This window comes from Bradyrhizobium sp. HKCCYLS3077, assembly GCF_051167555.1.
GTDB lineage: Bacteria > Pseudomonadota > Alphaproteobacteria > Rhizobiales > Xanthobacteraceae > Bradyrhizobium.
The window spans coordinates 170,927-186,659 of record NZ_JBNPTH010000002.1; the positions used below are offsets into that span (position 1 = coordinate 170,927).

The window sequence follows — 15,733 nt, forward strand, 5'->3', positions numbered from 1 at the left end:
GTCATCGCAGCCTCCCGGACCCATTCTCATCAGGTTGTCTCCGGGCGGAAGCACGTCGGCCGGGGACAGCCTGATATCGTGCTCATACTGACAAGTTGATGGCGCTTGCCGGATGCGGGCGATGTTTCACATTTGAGAGCAATCCAGGCTCAGCAGCATTGAGGATCGATCGATGATCAATCGTTACAAGCGGATGTTATTGCTCGGCTTGGCGGCAGCGGCCGGCTTCGCTGCAACGCAAGCGCTGGCGCAGACCGATGCGCAGCGCAACGCCATCAAGTCGTCCTGCCGGTCCGACTACATGTCGAAATGTTCGAGCGTGCCGCCCGGCGGGGCGGCGGCATTCCAGTGCCTGCAGAAGAACATGGCCGGCTTGTCCTCGTCGTGCCAAGCCGCGGTGAAGGCGCTCGAACCCGCGGCCGAGACCAAGCCGGCTGCTCCTTCACCGGCGGCTCCGAAGCCCGCGGCCGCGGAGGCGCCGAAGCCTGCCGTCGACGCACCGAAGGCCGCGGCGCAGCCGGCAGCGCCGTCGACCCCTCTGCCTGCAGCCGCGCCCGCCGCAGCGGCGGCGACGGCCAAACCGGAGCCGGCGAAGCCCGCGGCGGCAACACCGGCAGCAAAGCCGAGCGAAGCGCAGGTGGCCGCGATCCGCAGCGCCTGCGGCTCCGATTATCGCAGGGTCTGCAGCAGCGTGCCGCCGGGCGGCGCCGCTGCGATGCAGTGCCTGGAGCAGAACAAGGCCAAGGTTGCGCCGGCTTGCGCTCAGGCCATCGCGGCGACGAGTGGCGGCGGCGCGGCCGCCGCTGCGTCGTCCGCGGCGACGGCCGCCGTCGCGCCGACGACGGCTGCGGCGCCACCGGCGTCCCCTGCGATGGTGTTGAGGCCGCTCCGCCCGCTGGAGGAATTGCGCATCGTCAGGGCCGCCTGCGGCGCCGATGCCCGCGCTTACTGCAGCGGCGTCGAGCCGGGCGGCGGCCGTGTTGCGCAATGCCTTGCCGCCAATGCCGGCGCGCTGTCGCCGGCCTGCAAGGGCATGCTCGCCCAGTTTGCAGCCAATCGCTAGGCGGCCTCGCCGACCGGCCCCGTAGTTCGACGGGCATTGCACCCCGACGTGCGGATCGTTTCGATCCACCCAAATTGTCACAGTTGAAAAGCCGCCGGACGCCCGGCAAATTCAAGACAGGGTGGATATTTTCCTAATCAAATGATGACCATCAGGAGTTCGTCATGCGCAGCATTCTCTCACGTATCGTTCTTTCGACTCTCTGTGGCCTGTTCGTTCTGGCATTGATGCCGTTCGTCTCGATGTCGGATGCCAACGCCGTCGTCTGCGCGCGCGGCGTCGTTCGGGCAGGCTGCGCCGGTGCCGCCGGTGCGGTGGTCGTGCGCAAGCCGCCCGTTGCGGCGGCCACGACGGCGTGCCGGACCGTGATCGTGAATGGCGTGGCCGTTCGTCGTTGCGTTTAAGGCGGGTTTAATCGCCTTTCGATATCGAGCTATTCGAAACGGTAATGGCGGCGCGCAAGTTTTGCGCGTCGCTTGTTGCTTTGCGAGAGCAAGGTAAGCTGTATTTAACAGTGCTCCCGGCAAGGTGCGGCCCGTAACCACTTTGCAATTCGATGGGAGAGGGCCATGGCGTTCTGGCGCTGGCTGCGTGATGCAGCCCTGGCAGCTGCGGTAGTCACGTTTGTCGGTCACAGCGCCGGGGCCGCGGGCCTGAAGGACGAGATCGCGCCGGGCGGGAAGCTCAGAGTCGCTATCGCCGTCGGCCCGGCTGGTGGTGCGTTCTGGTGCGTCAAGTCCGATAGCGGCTATGCAGGTGTCCCCGTCGAACTCGGCAAGGCGATGGCTGCACAGGTGGGCGTCCCCGTCGAGTTCGTCGAGCATCCAAATGCGAATTCCATCATCGATGGAGCTTCACAGGGCGCCTGGGACGTCACTTTCCTGCCGAAGGATTCCGAGCGCGAGACCAAGGCATCATTCGGCCCGGTCTACGACTCCGTCGATACGACGTTCATCATCCGCGCCGGGCTCGATATTCCGAACCTTGCCGCGCTCGATCAGGCCGGCCATGAGATCGCGGCCATCAACGATACGACGGTCATGCGCGGGGCGAAGGCATTCATGAAGAAGGCGACCGTCGTCGGCTTCAAGTCTTACGAGGAGGTCTATGCGTTGCTCGCGGCCGGCGAGATCGATGCACTGGCGCTGGCGCGTGATCAGCTGGTCATCCTCTCCAAGCAGCTTCCGGGCACCAAGGTGCTGAACGAGACCTTCAAGAAGACCGACACCGCTGTCGCCGTGCCGCTGAAGCATCCGCAGTCGCTCGCCTTCGTCACCAAGTTCATGACGGAATCCAAGGCAAATGGCCTGTTGAAGAAGGCCTACGGCGCCAACAATCTGAGCGAGGCGACGCTGTTCACCCAGTGAGCGTCGCAGCCGTTGCGGTATAGCCGACCGAACTCTCCCTGCGCGTCATGCGAGGGAGAGTTTTCTGTTTCGACCCGATGCGATCGGATCAGTTCGGGGACTTCCTGACGATCGGATCGAGGCCACTCTCCGCGATCACCTTGCGTGCGTCCGGTGATCCCAGGAAATGGATCAGCGCCTTGCCGGCCTCCGGCTCCCTGGCATTCGTCGCGATGCCGGCGGAGAACACGGTGATCTTCTGCAGGCCCGCCGGCAGCGGCCCGACGATGTCGATGCCATGCACCGGCTTCAGCTCGCTGATCTGCTGGAAGCCGATTTCGGCCTCGCCCTGCGCCACGATCTCGCCGACCGGGGTTGCCGGAATCATCCGCGCCTTGCCCTTCATCTCGTCCTTGATGCCGAGCTTGTCGAACATCTCGGTGGAGACGTAGACGCCGCTGGCGCTGTCCGAATAGGCGATGGTCTTGGCGGCGACCAGCATGCGCTTCACGGCGTCGGCGTTCGAAATGTCCGGGTGCGGCGTGCCTGACTTGACCGCCACGCCGATCGGTGAATTGGCGAGATCGGCATGGCTGTCCGGCACCACCTTGCCTTTGGTGGTGAGATCGCTCAGCGCATAGCCGACCATGATCAGGACGTCCGCGGGCTCGCCGCGGTCCAGCCGCACCGGAATGGCATTGGCGGTGGTTCCCATCGACGGGCCATAGGCGATCGTGACCTTATGGCCGGAGCGCCGCTCGAACTCCGGCACCAGGGCCTTGAAGGCCGCGGTCATGCCGCCGGAGATCATGACGTGAACCTCTGCGGCCTGTGCTGCGCCGCTCAGGGCGATCACCGCCGAAACAGCGGCGGTCAGGGAACGCAGGCGGGTTGCGAGAGTCATGTGAGTCTCCGAGGCAGAGGCCTGTGGCCAGGGGCGCCTTGGATAGCTCGCCTGCCGTTCGATGACCAGCGGCCGACTGTGCGGCGCGTCCCATCGATCGGATCAAATCCGAGTGCTGTGGAGCCACGGAATACCGAGCGATCTCTGGTGCGGCAACAGCGTGTCGGCGCGGAGGCGACACGCTGGCGCCGAGCGGCATCACCCCGCCTGATAGGACGGCGCGGACGCAAGAAACGCGTGGTAGGCGTCGGCGTCGGGCGGCGTGAACATCTCCGCCAGGGCGCCGCGCCGCCGGCGCTTGGCGCCGATATCCGCAAGCAGTTCATCGAAATGCTTGAAATGATATGGCGCGACGCAGAGCCCGCCATAGACGCCCGCCGCCGGCCGCTCGACCCGCTTGAAGTGCAGCATCATCTCGATGTTGTCGCGCATCTCACGCTCGCTCGGCTGGTGCGCGAGCTGTTTGTCGGCGTAGCGGACGAGCCAATGCGCGGCCATGTCGGCGCACAGGACGGTGCAGAAGCTCGAATTGAATCCGACGAAGCCCATGTCCGGCAGATCGGGATTCGCAATGACGCGGTAGAGCCGGTACTGCCCGTCGGGGTCGACGAGCTTGGCGCGATCGGCCGCCGACAGGAAGGGAACACCGAGCTTGTAGCCGATCGCGAGCACGGCGACATCGGCGGCAATCCGCTCGCCGCTGCTGGCGACGATCGTGTTCGGCTCATAGTGATCGAAGGTGCCGAGCACCGCCTTGATGCGGCCGTCGGCGACCATCGGGAAGAAGTCGGGCGTCGCGATCGGGACCGAGCAATTGACGCCGTCCTCGATCCGCTCCTTGGGCACCATCTTGCACTTGGCGAGCTTGAGCTGCGCCTTGAGCAGGCTTTCCAGCCCGCGCCAATTCGCCCAGACCAGCGGCTTGGCGAGCTTGTGCGCCAGTCGCGACAGCGGGCCGATGCCCCAGCTCGCGAACATCTGCTCCTGGGCGCGGATGTAGAGGATGCGCTTGAAGTTGATGAGGCCGCCGATGAAATAGGGGATGCGCCACACCGGCTCGCGAAACACGATCGTGACCAAGCGCGCGCCGGAGCGGACCGCGTTCACGGCGATGTCGGTCGCCGATTTCGAACCGCCGAGCACGACGACGTTGCGCCCGCGGGCGATGCTGGGATCGTTATGCTTCGACGAGTGCAGGATGGTGCCGCCGGCGGCCGCGAACTGATCCTCACCGGCAAGCGACAAGGTCTGCGGCTCGTTGAACTGGCCGGTGCAGACGGCGACGAAATCAAAATCCTCTCGGCTCGATTGGTCGCCGGTCTTGAGATCGAGCGTCCAGCCTGGCTTGCCGTCCGCACGCCGCTGCATCGACAGCACGGTGGTGTTCAGCCGCATGAGGCGAGTGAGGTCATGGCTTCGCGCGTAGTCGGCGAGATAGGCATAGACCTGCGGTCCTTTGGGCCACTCCGGATAGCTGTCCGGCATCGCCTTGTCGGTGTAGCGATAGAGCTCCTTCGGGCTTTGGGTCTGCACGTCGGGATAGGAGCGCGCCGGTTCCCAGACGCCGCCGAGATCGGCGCTGCGCTCGACGATGGTGACATCGTGGCCGTGTGCCGTGAATGCCTTGGCTGCGGCGAGGCCGGAGACGCCGGCGCCGATCACGCAGACGTTTTTTCGAGTGATCATGGGACCTCCTGTTGTCGAGCGCGCGGCCGCATGCGGACGGCCGTCATCGGCCGCGCTGCAGGAGCTCGCTGAAAGATTCGATGATGGCGAAGGCCGCCCGGCGCGACCGCAGCAGACGACGCTGACAAGAGGCCAGCGCCGATGAGACGGCGAGATGCTCTCGCCAGTCAGAATTGGTTCAAGCGAAGCACCCGCTCATCCCGCGGAGACACGCCAAGGCGATCGCGCCCACCGCGCGCCGCGCTGCCGTGATGAGCTTGTGCTCCCCGCGTCGCCCGCGCCTAGTCGTTGGCCTCGGGCGGGAGGAAGTTGACCTCGTGCTCGGCGGAGATCCGCACGACCTCGGCAGGGTCGGCGAGATTGTCCAGCATATTGAACAGCGCCTCGAGCTTCTGCATCGGCGACACCCAGAATAGCGCCTTCGCCGGCTTGTCCGACTTGTTGAAGTAGCCATGCGGAATGCCGCGCGGCATGCGCACGAGATCGCCGGCATGAGCCTTCACCCAGGCGCCGTCGAGCTTGAGGTCGAGCACGCCCTCCTGCACCAGGATGAACTCGTCCTGCGTCGGATGGACGTGAACCGGCACGAACTGCCCGGGATCGCTGTTGGTCTCGAATGCGAAGGTCGAGTCGGTGACGGCTTTGGGGAAGTAGAGCTGACCCAGGATATTCCAGGTCTTGCCGGCATAGCCGGTGCCCGCGCGCGTGATGCCTTTTTCCAGTGTGATCATGGCGGATCTCCTTGCTGCACACGGGCTGAGGATCGAGCAGGTCGCGGCGCGGTGTCTATCCAGAAAACGAATCCCTCGACGCCAGATGCTAATTATTATAGGTTTCAAATGATTTCGACGGACGATGTGAGCCATGACTGCAGCTGCAGCTGCAGCCGCTGATCGTAGTTGGAAAGACGCCGCATCGCCGCGGCTCGCCGCCTATCGCCGTGTTGCAACGCACGATGTCGATGAGGCTGCTGAACAAATAGGCCGCATCTTCTGTCCGCACGGGCTGCAACCGAAGGCAGAGACTGCGCGTGATTTCCTCGCGCTGCATAATTGCGCGGCATTCGACGGCTTCTCGATCAACTATGTCGCCTATGGCGGCGTGGTCTCGATCGATCCCGGCTGCCTCGACCGGTTCTTCCTGGTGCAGTTGCCGTGCGCGGGGGCGGCCGGCATTCGCACCGCCGCCCGCGAACTGGCGACCGGTCCCGAGGGCGCGGCCTCCTTGTTGTCTCCGACCGTGCCGACGCGGATGGTCTGGGACCATTGCGCCCAGCTCATCCTGCTGCTCGATCGGAGCCTGGTCGAGCAGCGGGCCGCAGCGCTCTCGGGGCGCGCGGTGCGGCCGGTCGAGTTCGATCCGGCGATTGAGCTGTCCGTCGACCACGGCGCGCGGCTCCGGGCCCACATGCTTGCTCTTGCCGACCTTGCCGAACATCTCGGCGGCGAGCGAAGGCTGTCGGCGGTGGCCGCCGCCGACTGGCGCGAGACGCTGCTGGACATCCTGTTCCGGCAGCCGGGCGACGGATTGTCGGAGGCGATCAGGGTGCATTCCGGCCGGAGCGCGACGTTGCCCCAGGCCGTCCGCAGGGCGCGCGATCTGCTCGATGCGCAGGCAACAGAACCGCTCGATCTCAACGAACTCGCCGTCGCCGCCGGCGTCGGCATTCGTGCGCTGCAGGGCGGCTTCCGCCGTCACTTCGGCATGTCGATCTCCGACATGCTGCTGGATATCCGGCTGGCGCGGCTGAATGCGCAGCTGATGACGGCGGCCCCCGAGGCCCGCATCATCGACCTGGCCTTCGAGCTCGGCTTCACCCATCTTGGGCGGATGGCGGGGGCCTATCGCGAGAAGTTCGGGGAGACGCCGTCAGCGACGCTGCAGCGCGTGCAGCGTGGCCGCTCTACGAATTGACGTGGACGAAGTCGCGCAGCAACGGATAGATCTCGTTATTCCACTTCTTGCCGCTGAACACGCCGTAATGGCCGACGCCGGCCTGCATGTGGTGGACGCGGCGATAGGCCCGCACATTGGTGCAGATGTCCTGCGCCGCCAGCGTCTGGCCGATCGAGCAGATGTCGTCGCGCTCGCCCTCGACGGTCATGAGGCCGATCCGCCTGACAGCCTTCGGATCGACCGGACGGCCGCGATGCATCAGCCTGCCCTGCGGCAAGAGATGCTCCTGGAAGACGTCGCGCACAGTCTCGATGTAGAACTCGGCCGGAAGGTCCATGACCGCGAAGTACTCGTCATAGAAGGTCTTGATCGTCTCGGCCTTCTCGACCTCGCCCTTGGCGATGTGATCGGCGAGGTCGAGGTGCTGCTTCACATGCCGCTCGAGATTCATCGAGACGAAGGCCGTCAGCTGCACGAAGCCCGGATACACCTTCCGGAATGCGCCCCGGCATTGAAAGGGCACGTAGTGGATCAGGTTGTCCTCGAACCAGTCGATCGGCTTGCTCTTGGCGAACTCGTTGACCTTGGTCGGCTGGATGCGGGTGTCGATCGGCCCGGCCATCAGGGTCAGCGTCGCCGGCCGTGACGGATGGTTGCCCTCGCACATCACGGCTGTTGCGGCCAACGCCGAGACGGATGGCTGGCAGATCGCGACCATGTGCGGCCGCGGTCCGAGCTGGCTGAGGAAGCTGATGAGATGATCGGTGTAATCTTCCAGCCCGAAGCGGCCGTGGCCCGGCGGAATGTCGCGCGGATTGTGCCAGTCGGTGATGTAGACGTCGTGGTCCTGCAGCAGCGTCTTCACCGTGCCGCGCAGCAGCGTGGCGAAGTGGCCGGACATCGGCGCGACCAGCAGCACCTTGGGCTGGTCCGGCGCGCCATCCTTCTTGAAATGAAGCAGCGAGCCGAATGGCGTCTTGAACGTGACCTCCTCGGTCACGCCGAGTTCGTGGTTGCCGACCATCACGCTGTCGATGCCATAGGCCGGACGTGCGTAGGTCAGCGCGGAGCGGGAAATCAGCTCGAGCGCCGCGGAGAGCCGCCGCATGGCGCGGCCGGAGAGGCCTGAGGGGATCAGATTGAGATAGCGCATGGCGGCCGCAGCGCCCTGGCGCCATGGCTCGGTCAGGTCCATGTGGTTCTGATAGGCTTGGTACAGCAGCGCCATCGGGTCCGATCCGTTACATGCACGTGCATAGGCAGCATCGAAGATGCAATATCGGAGCCAGGGCCACGGAGTCTTGCCTGAAAAACTGGCATGTCGCTTGCTCAATGAAATCTCAGCAGTATCCGGCTCCGCGTGATCACCGGCCCGTGCGGGCCGGCCGATCGGCTGAGCGACAAGCGACCGACGAAACGACAAGGGGGTAGGGCGAGATGACCAAAGCGACGTTGACGATCAGCAGCAAGAATTACTCGTCATGGTCGTTGCGCGGCTGGCTGCTCGCGAAGTTCGCCGGGCTCGATTTCGACGAGGTCGTGGTCGGCCCGGACGACGCCTCGGCGCGCGCCGAGATCCTGCTGCTGTCGTCCTCGATCCTGGTGCCCTGCCTCCGCCATGATGGCGCGACGATCTGGGATACGCTGGCCATCGCCGAATACCTCAACGAGACCTTCCCGCAGGCCGGACTGCTGCCGGCCGATCGCATCGCGCGGGCGCATTGCCGCTCGATCTCGGGCGAAATCCACTCGGGCTTCACCACCTTGCGCGCGTCGCTCCCCGTCAACCTCAAGGGCCATTTTCCCGGCTTCAAGGTGTGGACCCGCGCCCAGGCGGACATCGACCGCATCTGGGCGATCTGGCGCGACTGCCTGGCGAAGTCCGGCGGCCCATACCTGTTCGGCCAGCAGCGCGGAATGGCGGATGCCATGTATGCGCCTGTCGTGACGCGCTTCGTCACCTATGACGTCAAGCTCGAGCCGCAGCTCAAGGCCTATGCCGACCTGATCATGGCGATGCCGGAAATGCGCGAATGGATCGAGGCGGCCAAGGCCGAGCCCGAGGAGATCGAGGAGCTGGAGGTCGAGTACTGACGGCCCGGCAGCCGCCGCTCGCCCCGCGGCTTGCCGCTCTGGCGGTCTCATGCGGCTCATGGCTCGGGCAGACGCTGCCCAAATCGAAGCCGACACGGTCCGGCGTCTGCGCGTGATCCGCGTCTCCGGAGCGACCTTCGCCACAAGAGACGACCGCGAAAATCCCGTTGCTCACAAGCAGTTCGCGCGCGCGTGCGGGGAGCCCGCCGGCCATCCTTGCGCTGGGAGCAGGGCATGGCGCGGTTTTCGCATAGCACAACGGGCTTTCAGGCGTGGTGGCCGCTGCGGCCGTTCGATGGGCCTCAGGGGTTGCCGATGCCGCGATCAACCGGTGGAGGCCGTCATGAACCAGCATGCTGTGGTGACCAAGTTCTCGCACGTGAAGCCTGAAGACACCGACTACAAGGGCGGTGGTCTGCGCGACTTCTTCCTCTATCGCGATCTCGGAATTGCCGACGCCACCGGCGGGCAGGTGATCTGCCATCTCGTCAAGGCCAATCCGGATTGTCCGCCGGTCGACGGCACCGGCTGGCACCGGCACGATTGCGATTTCCAGATCGTCATCATGATGAAGGGCTGGGCGCGCTTCATGTACGAGGACAAGCCGACTTTGGTGAAGGCCGGCGATGTCGTGCACCAGCGTCCGGGCATCGTGCACTACCTGTACGATTATTCCCCCGACATGGAATACATGGAGATCGTCAGCCCGGCCGATTTCAAGACGGTCGAGATGCCGCCCGCCACCGACAAGGTGCCGCCGGTCACGCCCTGGAGCTGAGCGCCGGGGTCCACGCCCTGATCCGTTAATGTCCGTCGTCCGAATCCTCTCTGCAGGCGGACGGCGGTCATCACGGCGTTGCTCGATCTGGTGGTGCATCGCGGTCCGCGCCGAGATGTAGCGGTGAACAGCCGAGAACATGATGTCGCGGCTGATTCGGGCGCGATTCGTTCCAGTCGCGTTCCGAAGGTTAAGCGCCGTCACGATCGCCGTTGCGTTCTGGGACACTCAGCGTGAATGTCGAATATCGGCGAGCCCGGATGACGATGTTGGCGCGAGAGTCCTTCCCACATCGGCCAGCATCTGCGTTGTTAAGCTTTGATGTGCGCCTGATCATCACTGCGTCAATCGCAGCCGTCACCATCTGGTAGGTCGGGCCGATGAACGCGCAGATGTAGCCGTGAACAAGTGTCGGACCTGATGTCGCCGCTGATTCGAGCGCGATTCGTTCCAGTCGCGTTCCGAACCTTAAGACGACCGCTCGGCACCGTCACATTTTGCAACAGGCCGGGTCTTGAAACACGCAGGGCGCGCCCTCAATGCCCGGCATGTCCATTGTCAGCGCGCGTGGCTGCCGTTCTTGCCGACGGCAATCGCGATGACGCAGTGGGCTTGCAACGACGGGATAGCGGGGCCGATGGCGGAACGGCGGATGCGGCGTGATCGCTAGCGGCCAATCCGTTCGTGATGCTCAATACGCGTTCGAAAATAGATGTTCGGCAAGACCGGCCCTGAGCGGAGCCCAGGGCCTTGAGTGATCAATAAGACGAAGCGCGGTCGGCAACGAAGCTCGGCTGCGGACGGCGCGCGTTGCGCTCGTCAAAGCGCGTGCGAGGGAAGCGCCAGCCGATCACGGTGGCTTCGAGTGCGCCGCCTGATTCCTTGTTGTGCCACTTGCCATCAATATAGAAACACGGAAACGGAAGCTGATAGGTGCCGCTGTGATCCTCGCAGAGCACCTCGACGGTCTGGCCCGGCGGTGGTTCGCCGTTGCCGTCGAATTGCGCCAGCCGTTTTTCGCGCGTAGCCATTCTGTACATCTCCCTAAAAACGGGTCCGAGCCCGGAACTTCAATGCGCGATTGAGGTCTCAGTATGGTATCAATCAGGAAACAGCGTAAGTTCCATGCAAAATCATGTGTTTGGCAAGCGAATGAGAAAATTGTGATGCGAATCGTCATGGCTGCGAGCGTGCTCGCGATATGTGTGTGCTCCGCCGTGCATGCGCAGGATATTCCAGGGATCGAGATTTGCACCGCCGAGAAGGCGATGGATCGCAGGACCTCATGCCTGCAGAGCAACATCGATTTCCTGCAGAAGACGATCACCAAGCAGTCGCTCGATCAGCAGCAGAAGCTCGATGCCGCGAACCGGCAGATCCAGGCCCTGAGGGCAGCGCTGATCGCGCAGCAGAGCGCGATCGACGAACTCAAGGCCGCGCAGGCGAAGCTCGTCGACGAACTGAAGAAGAAGGCCGATGCAGCGGCCGCCAAGGACGCCGCCCCGGCGAAGCCGGCCGGCAAATAGCCGGGCCGCGGCGCAAGAACGATCAAGCGGTCGAATCCGTCGACCGGCATGATGCGCGGCTTCGTCAGGAGACAGGCGTGTCTACCAACCCCGCCCAGAAGGCGCTCTGGTACATCGAGAGTCATCTGACCGCGCCGCTGTCGCTCGATGACATCGCGCGCATGGCCGGCGTGTCGCGCTTTCACATCGTGCGTGCGTTCGCGGCGGCAACCGGCGTGTCGGTGATGCGCTATGTCCGGCTGCGTCGTCTCAGTGAGGCGGCGCGCGCGCTCGCCAAGGGCGCGCCCGATATCCTTACTCTCGCGCTGGAGGCGGACTACGGCTCCCACGAAGCCTTCACCCGTGCGTTTCGCGACCAGTTCGGTGTCACGCCGGAGATGGTCCGCGCCGACGCGCGCCTCGATGGCCTCGCATTGCAGGAGCCGATCCTGATGGACCAGACCCCGCTCGATGATTGTCCCGTTCCCCGCTTCGTCACGTCAGAGGCGCTGCTCGTCGCCGGTCTCGGCGATCGTGTCAGCGTCGACAGCGGCGCCGGGATTCCCGCGTTGTGGCGCCGCTTCAATGCGATCACGCACGAGGTTCCGGCACGCCGCGGAACGGTGGCTTACGGCGTCTGCTGCAACGGCGACGATGCCGGCAATTTCGACTACATCGCAGGCATCGAGGTGGCCGATTTTTCCGACCTGCCGCGGACCTTCAGCCGCGTGCGGGTGCCGGCTTCGACCTTCGCCGTGTTCACCCATGCCGGCCACATCTCCTCGATCCGCCGCACCGTGCACACGATCTGGAATCGCTGGTTGCCGCAGTCGGGCTGCACGATCGTCGACGCGCCGAATTTCGAGCGCTACGACCAGCGCTTCGACCCGCTGACCGGCAATGGCGGGCTGGAGATCTGGCTGCCGGTGATCCGCTGACCGCGCCGACTTGCGTCAGCCTGCTGCGAGCCTCACCCCGCAGCAGAGCTGCCCTGCGGTCGCACACCCAGCCGCTTGCTTGGCAAGCCACGTCAGCTTTGCGATAACCTCCTGATAACAACAAGGCGCCGCATCGCGGCGTGACAAGCGGGAGGTCCGTCCGATGTCCAACATGCGCGTGCTCGCCACAGATCTCGAATTCCCCGAAGGGCCGGTCGTGATGCCCGACGGCTCGGTGGTGCTGGTCGAGATCCGCGGCAAGCGCCTGACGCGGGTCCATCCCGACGGCCGCAAGGAGGTCGTGGCGCAGATTCCGGGCGGGCCGAACGGCGCCGCTCTCGGCCCCGATGGCAAGATCTACATCTGCAACAATGGCGGCTTCTCCTGGATTCCGACCGGCAAGATGATCATGCCGGGCCCGCAGCCGGAGGATTATCAGGGCGGCTCGATCCAGCGGATCGATCTGCAGAGCGGCAAGGTCGAGACCGTCGTCACTCGTTGTGGCGAGCACGAACTGCGCGGGCCGAACGACCTCGTGTTCGATCGTCACGGCGGGCTGTGGTTCTCCGACCTCGGCAAGCGCCGCGCCCGCGACATGGATGTCGGCGCGTTCTATTATCTCAAGCCCGGCATGAGCGAGATCGTCGAGGCCGTGCACGGCATCCTGCCGGCCAACGGCATCGGCCTGTCGCCGGACGAGAAGACCGTCTACATCGCGGAGACGCCGACCGCGCGGCTCTGGGCGTATGACGTGCCGGAGCCGGGCACCGTGAAGCCGCGCGACGTGATCTATCGCGGCGAGCGCGGCCGCCCGATCTGCGGCCTCGGGGGCTACCAGATGTTCGATTCGCTCGCGGTCGAGGCCAACGGCAATGTCTGCGTCGCGACGCTGGTCTCCGGCTGCATCAGCGTGATCGCGCCGAATGGCACCCTGGTCGAGCAGGTCCCGACCGGCGACCGCGTCACCACAAACATCGCCTTCGGCGGCCCCGAATTGAAGACCGCGTACATCACGCTGTCCGGCCGGGGCGAACTGGTGACGATGGACTGGCCGCGCCCGGGCCTGCCGCTGAATTTTCTGAACAAGTGACGTTCGGCATGATAGTTCCGTCATTGCGAGCGTCAGCGAAGCGATCCAGGGCCGCGTACGCGACTCTGGATTGCTTCGTCGCTTGCGCTCCTCGCAATGACGGAATCCAATGATGCCCTTTCTCGAACCGGTCACCCTGCGCGGCACGCACGCCAGCCTCGTGCCGCTGTCGCCCGACCACCACGACGCGCTGGTCGAGGCCGTCAGCGACGGCGAATTGTGGAATCTGTGGTACACCGCAGTTCCGAAACCCGAGACCATGGCCAAGGAGATCGAACGCCGGCTCGGCCTGTTCGCCGCGGGCAGCATGCTGCCGTTCACGGTGCTCGACGCCGACGGCAAGGTCGCCGGCATGACCACCTACATGAATGTCGACGCCGCCAACCGCCGCGTCGAGATCGGATCGACCTGGACCGCGAAGCGGGTGCAGCGCAGTGCGCTCAACACCCAGTGCAAGCGGTTGCTGCTGGCGCAGGCCTTCGAGGCGATGGACTGCATCGCGGTCGAGTTCCGCACGCATTTCTTCAACCACCAGAGCCGCCGCGCGATCGAGCGGCTCGGCGCCAAGCAGGACGGCATTTTGCGCAGCCACCAGATCGCGCCGAACGGCACGCTGCGGGATACCGTCGTCTACAGCATCACCGCCGCGGAATGGCCGACGGTGCGGGCGCATCTCGATTATCAACTGCATGACAAGGCGCGCTGATCGCGCTATGGCCGCCTTGCCGCGTCATGCGGCAGGCATGATGAGACCGGGACGACAGACGAGATGGATACGTTCGACTATGTGATCGTGGGCGCCGGCTCGGCCGGCTGCGTGATCGCCAACCGCCTCAGCGAGGACCCGTCGGTGACGGTGTGCGTGCTGGAGGCGGGCCCGCGTGACTGGCATCCCTACATCCATCTGCCGGCCGGCTTCATCAAGACCTTCTACATGAAGAGCATCAATTGGGGCTACCAGCAGGAGCCGGGGCCCTACACGGCCGGCCGCAGCATCTATGCGCCGCGCGGCAAGACGCTCGGCGGCTCGTCCTCGATCAACGGCCATGTCTACAATCGCGGCCAGAGCCAGGATTTCGACACCTGGGCGCAGATGGGCAATCGCGGCTGGAGCTATTCCGACGTGCTGCCGCACTTCCGGCGCATGGAGAAGCGCATCGGCGCCGGCGACGAGCAATATCGCGGCCGCGACGGCAGCCTTGAAGTCACCACCATGGAGTGGAAGGACACGCTGTGCGAGGCGTTCATGGACGGCGCTGTCACGCTCGGCATCCCGCGCAATCCCGACTATAACGGCGCCATCCAGGAGGGCGTGTCCTACGTCCAGCGCACCATCCAGAACGGCCGCCGCGTGTCCTCGGCGACCGCGTTCCTGAAGCCCGCCAGCAAGCGGCCCAACGTCGAGATCCGCACCCACGCGCATGCCACCGGCATCATGCTTGAAGGCAAGCGCGCCGTCGGCGTGCGCTACAGCCGCGGCGGACGCGGCGGCGTGCCGGTCGAGGTGCGCGCGCGGAAGGAGGTCATCCTGTCCGGCGGCACCTACAACTCGCCGCAGCTGTTGCAGCTCTCCGGCATCGGCGCGCCCGAGCTGTTGCAGCAGCACGGCATCGAGGTGCGCCATGCGCTCCGCTCTGTCGGCGAGGGCCTGCAGGATCACTACGCGCCGCGCACGGTGGCGCGCGTCAAGAACATCAAGACCATCAACGAGCTCGCGCGCGGCCTCAATCTGTGGGGCGAGGCGCTGAAATGGGCGGTGACGCGCAAGGGCATCCTGTCGCTGTCACCGACCATGGTCTATTGCTTCTGGCATTCCGGAGAAACCGCGGAGAGCTCCGACCTGCAGCTCACCTTCACGCCTGCGAGCTATAAGGAAGGCGTGCAGGGCCAGCTCGAGGACGAGCCCGGCATGACGGTCGCGTCCTGGCAGCAGCGTCCAGAGAGCCGCGGCTACGTCCGCATCCGCTCCGCTGATCCGTTCGCGCCGCCGCTGATCCAGACCAACTATCTCACCGCCGAGCTCGACCGCCGCGTCATCGTCGCCGGCATGAAGCTGGCGCGCCGGCTCTTGGCCTCGGCGCCGCTCGCGCCGTACTACGCCTATGAGGACTTCCCGGGCCCGAAGGTGAACAGCGACGACGAATTCCTTGCCGCCGCCATCCAGCGCGCCACCACGACCTTCCACCCCGGCTGCACCTGCCGCATGGGCCCGGCCGACTCCACCTGGGCCACCGTCGACGACCAGCTCCGCGTGCACGGCATGCAAGGCCTCCGCGTCGCCGACGCCTCCATCATGCCGCGCATGATCTCGGCCAACCTGAATGCGGCCACGCTGATGATCGGCGACAAGGCGGCGGATCTGATTTTGGGCAAGGTCGCGACGGCGGAGAGACTATCGGCCTAAGAGCGCGTCACCTCACCCGTGGAGGTCGA

16 protein-coding genes are annotated in these 15,733 nt (G+C 65.2%); 11 read left to right on the top strand and 5 right to left on the bottom strand.

Annotated elements, in window-relative coordinates:
- The first annotated feature begins 172 nt into the window (after positions 1-172).
- From ACQR0Z_RS06800 to ACQR0Z_RS06810, 3 genes are all read left to right on the top strand, one after another.
- Positions 173-1,063, top strand: a complete 891-nt coding sequence (locus tag ACQR0Z_RS06800) for a hypothetical protein (RefSeq protein ID WP_434918133.1) — start codon at positions 173-175, stop codon at positions 1,061-1,063.
- A gap of 164 nt (positions 1,064-1,227) precedes the next feature.
- Entirely contained in the window at positions 1,228-1,467 is a 240-nt protein-coding gene (locus ACQR0Z_RS06805) for a hypothetical protein (protein WP_434862326.1), read from the top strand.
- A gap of 165 nt (positions 1,468-1,632) precedes the next feature.
- Complete coding sequence (locus tag ACQR0Z_RS06810) at positions 1,633-2,430, top strand: transporter substrate-binding domain-containing protein (RefSeq protein ID WP_434862327.1); 798 nt, start codon at positions 1,633-1,635, stop codon at positions 2,428-2,430.
- Positions 2,431-2,518: 88 nt separating this feature from the next.
- Here ACQR0Z_RS06810 and ACQR0Z_RS06815 read toward each other — a convergent pair whose 3' ends face one another.
- From ACQR0Z_RS06815 to ACQR0Z_RS06825, 3 genes are all read right to left on the bottom strand, one after another.
- Positions 2,519-3,313, bottom strand: a complete 795-nt coding sequence (locus ACQR0Z_RS06815) for an extracellular solute-binding protein (RefSeq protein ID WP_434862328.1) — start codon at positions 3,311-3,313, stop codon at positions 2,519-2,521.
- 198 nt (positions 3,314-3,511) lie between these two features.
- Positions 3,512-4,999, bottom strand: a complete 1,488-nt coding sequence (locus ACQR0Z_RS06820) for a flavin-containing monooxygenase (protein ID WP_434918134.1) — start codon at positions 4,997-4,999, stop codon at positions 3,512-3,514.
- 281 nt (positions 5,000-5,280) lie between these two features.
- Complete coding sequence (locus tag ACQR0Z_RS06825) at positions 5,281-5,730, bottom strand: cupin domain-containing protein (protein WP_172111146.1); 450 nt, start codon at positions 5,728-5,730, stop codon at positions 5,281-5,283.
- Between the two features lie 133 nt (positions 5,731-5,863).
- On the opposite strand from ACQR0Z_RS06825, the gene ACQR0Z_RS06830 reads away from it, so the two are divergent.
- Positions 5,864-6,913, top strand: a complete 1,050-nt coding sequence (locus tag ACQR0Z_RS06830) for an AraC family transcriptional regulator (RefSeq protein ID WP_434918135.1) — start codon at positions 5,864-5,866, stop codon at positions 6,911-6,913.
- Here the strand turns inward: ACQR0Z_RS06830 and ACQR0Z_RS06835 are convergent.
- Positions 6,903-8,123, bottom strand: a complete 1,221-nt coding sequence (locus tag ACQR0Z_RS06835; RefSeq protein WP_434918136.1) for a polyhydroxyalkanoate depolymerase — start codon at positions 8,121-8,123, stop codon at positions 6,903-6,905. The genes ACQR0Z_RS06830 and ACQR0Z_RS06835 overlap by 11 nt on opposite strands.
- A gap of 209 nt (positions 8,124-8,332) precedes the next feature.
- On the opposite strand from ACQR0Z_RS06835, the gene ACQR0Z_RS06840 reads away from it, so the two are divergent.
- Both ACQR0Z_RS06840 and ACQR0Z_RS06845 read left to right on the top strand, forming a co-directional pair.
- On the top strand, positions 8,333-8,989 hold the full coding sequence (locus ACQR0Z_RS06840) for a glutathione S-transferase family protein (protein WP_434879542.1): 657 nt from the start codon (positions 8,333-8,335) through the stop codon (positions 8,987-8,989).
- A 343-nt stretch (positions 8,990-9,332) separates the two neighbouring features.
- Positions 9,333-9,767, top strand: coding sequence for a cupin domain-containing protein (locus tag ACQR0Z_RS06845; protein WP_434862333.1), 435 nt, complete (start codon positions 9,333-9,335; stop codon positions 9,765-9,767).
- Positions 9,768-10,525: 758 nt separating this feature from the next.
- Here the strand turns inward: ACQR0Z_RS06845 and ACQR0Z_RS06850 are convergent.
- Positions 10,526-10,798 carry a hypothetical protein gene (locus ACQR0Z_RS06850; protein WP_434862334.1) on the bottom strand — a complete coding sequence of 91 codons (273 nt, stop codon included), beginning with the start codon at positions 10,796-10,798 and terminating at the stop codon, positions 10,526-10,528.
- 135 nt (positions 10,799-10,933) lie between these two features.
- On the opposite strand from ACQR0Z_RS06850, the gene ACQR0Z_RS06855 reads away from it, so the two are divergent.
- The 5 genes from ACQR0Z_RS06855 (at position 10,934) to ACQR0Z_RS06875 (ending at position 15,704) form a co-directional block, all read left to right on the top strand.
- Positions 10,934-11,293 (top strand): hypothetical protein, encoded by a 360-nt coding sequence (locus ACQR0Z_RS06855; RefSeq protein WP_434918137.1) that lies wholly within the window; start codon positions 10,934-10,936, stop codon positions 11,291-11,293.
- Between the two features lie 77 nt (positions 11,294-11,370).
- The gene (locus tag ACQR0Z_RS06860; protein WP_434918138.1) at positions 11,371-12,210 is read left to right on the top strand and encodes a GyrI-like domain-containing protein; all 840 of its coding nucleotides are present in this window, start codon (positions 11,371-11,373) and stop codon (positions 12,208-12,210) included.
- A gap of 163 nt (positions 12,211-12,373) precedes the next feature.
- On the top strand, positions 12,374-13,300 hold the full coding sequence (locus tag ACQR0Z_RS06865) for an SMP-30/gluconolactonase/LRE family protein (protein WP_434879538.1): 927 nt from the start codon (positions 12,374-12,376) through the stop codon (positions 13,298-13,300).
- Positions 13,301-13,412: 112 nt separating this feature from the next.
- On the top strand, positions 13,413-14,006 hold the full coding sequence (locus ACQR0Z_RS06870) for a GNAT family N-acetyltransferase (protein WP_434879537.1): 594 nt from the start codon (positions 13,413-13,415) through the stop codon (positions 14,004-14,006).
- A 63-nt stretch (positions 14,007-14,069) separates the two neighbouring features.
- Positions 14,070-15,704 (top strand): GMC family oxidoreductase, encoded by a 1,635-nt coding sequence (locus ACQR0Z_RS06875; protein ID WP_434918139.1) that lies wholly within the window; start codon positions 14,070-14,072, stop codon positions 15,702-15,704.
- The last annotated feature ends 29 nt before the right edge of the window (positions 15,705-15,733 follow it).

What these genes read in the sequence shown, in the direction of transcription:
- ACQR0Z_RS06800 (WP_434918133.1), top strand. Translation starts at nt 173, where the DNA reads ATGATCAATCGTTACAAGCGGATGTTATTGCTCGGCTTGGCGGCAGCG.
- ACQR0Z_RS06805 (WP_434862326.1), top strand. Translation starts at nt 1,228, where the DNA reads ATGCGCAGCATTCTCTCACGTATCGTTCTTTCGACTCTCTGTGGCCTG.
- ACQR0Z_RS06810 (WP_434862327.1), top strand. Translation starts at nt 1,633, where the DNA reads ATGGCGTTCTGGCGCTGGCTGCGTGATGCAGCCCTGGCAGCTGCGGTA.
- ACQR0Z_RS06815 (WP_434862328.1), bottom strand. Translation starts at nt 3,313, where the DNA reads ATGACTCTCGCAACCCGCCTGCGTTCCCTGACCGCCGCTGTTTCGGCG.
- ACQR0Z_RS06820 (WP_434918134.1), bottom strand. Translation starts at nt 4,999, where the DNA reads ATGATCACTCGAAAAAACGTCTGCGTGATCGGCGCCGGCGTCTCCGGC.
- ACQR0Z_RS06825 (WP_172111146.1), bottom strand. Translation starts at nt 5,730, where the DNA reads ATGATCACACTGGAAAAAGGCATCACGCGCGCGGGCACCGGCTATGCC.
- ACQR0Z_RS06830 (WP_434918135.1), top strand. Translation starts at nt 5,864, where the DNA reads ATGACTGCAGCTGCAGCTGCAGCCGCTGATCGTAGTTGGAAAGACGCC.
- ACQR0Z_RS06835 (WP_434918136.1), bottom strand. Translation starts at nt 8,123, where the DNA reads ATGGCGCTGCTGTACCAAGCCTATCAGAACCACATGGACCTGACCGAG.
- ACQR0Z_RS06840 (WP_434879542.1), top strand. Translation starts at nt 8,333, where the DNA reads ATGACCAAAGCGACGTTGACGATCAGCAGCAAGAATTACTCGTCATGG.
- ACQR0Z_RS06845 (WP_434862333.1), top strand. Translation starts at nt 9,333, where the DNA reads ATGAACCAGCATGCTGTGGTGACCAAGTTCTCGCACGTGAAGCCTGAA.
- ACQR0Z_RS06850 (WP_434862334.1), bottom strand. Translation starts at nt 10,798, where the DNA reads ATGGCTACGCGCGAAAAACGGCTGGCGCAATTCGACGGCAACGGCGAA.
- ACQR0Z_RS06855 (WP_434918137.1), top strand. Translation starts at nt 10,934, where the DNA reads ATGCGAATCGTCATGGCTGCGAGCGTGCTCGCGATATGTGTGTGCTCC.
- ACQR0Z_RS06865 (WP_434879538.1), top strand. Translation starts at nt 12,374, where the DNA reads ATGTCCAACATGCGCGTGCTCGCCACAGATCTCGAATTCCCCGAAGGG.
- ACQR0Z_RS06870 (WP_434879537.1), top strand. Translation starts at nt 13,413, where the DNA reads ATGCCCTTTCTCGAACCGGTCACCCTGCGCGGCACGCACGCCAGCCTC.
- ACQR0Z_RS06875 (WP_434918139.1), top strand. Translation starts at nt 14,070, where the DNA reads ATGGATACGTTCGACTATGTGATCGTGGGCGCCGGCTCGGCCGGCTGC.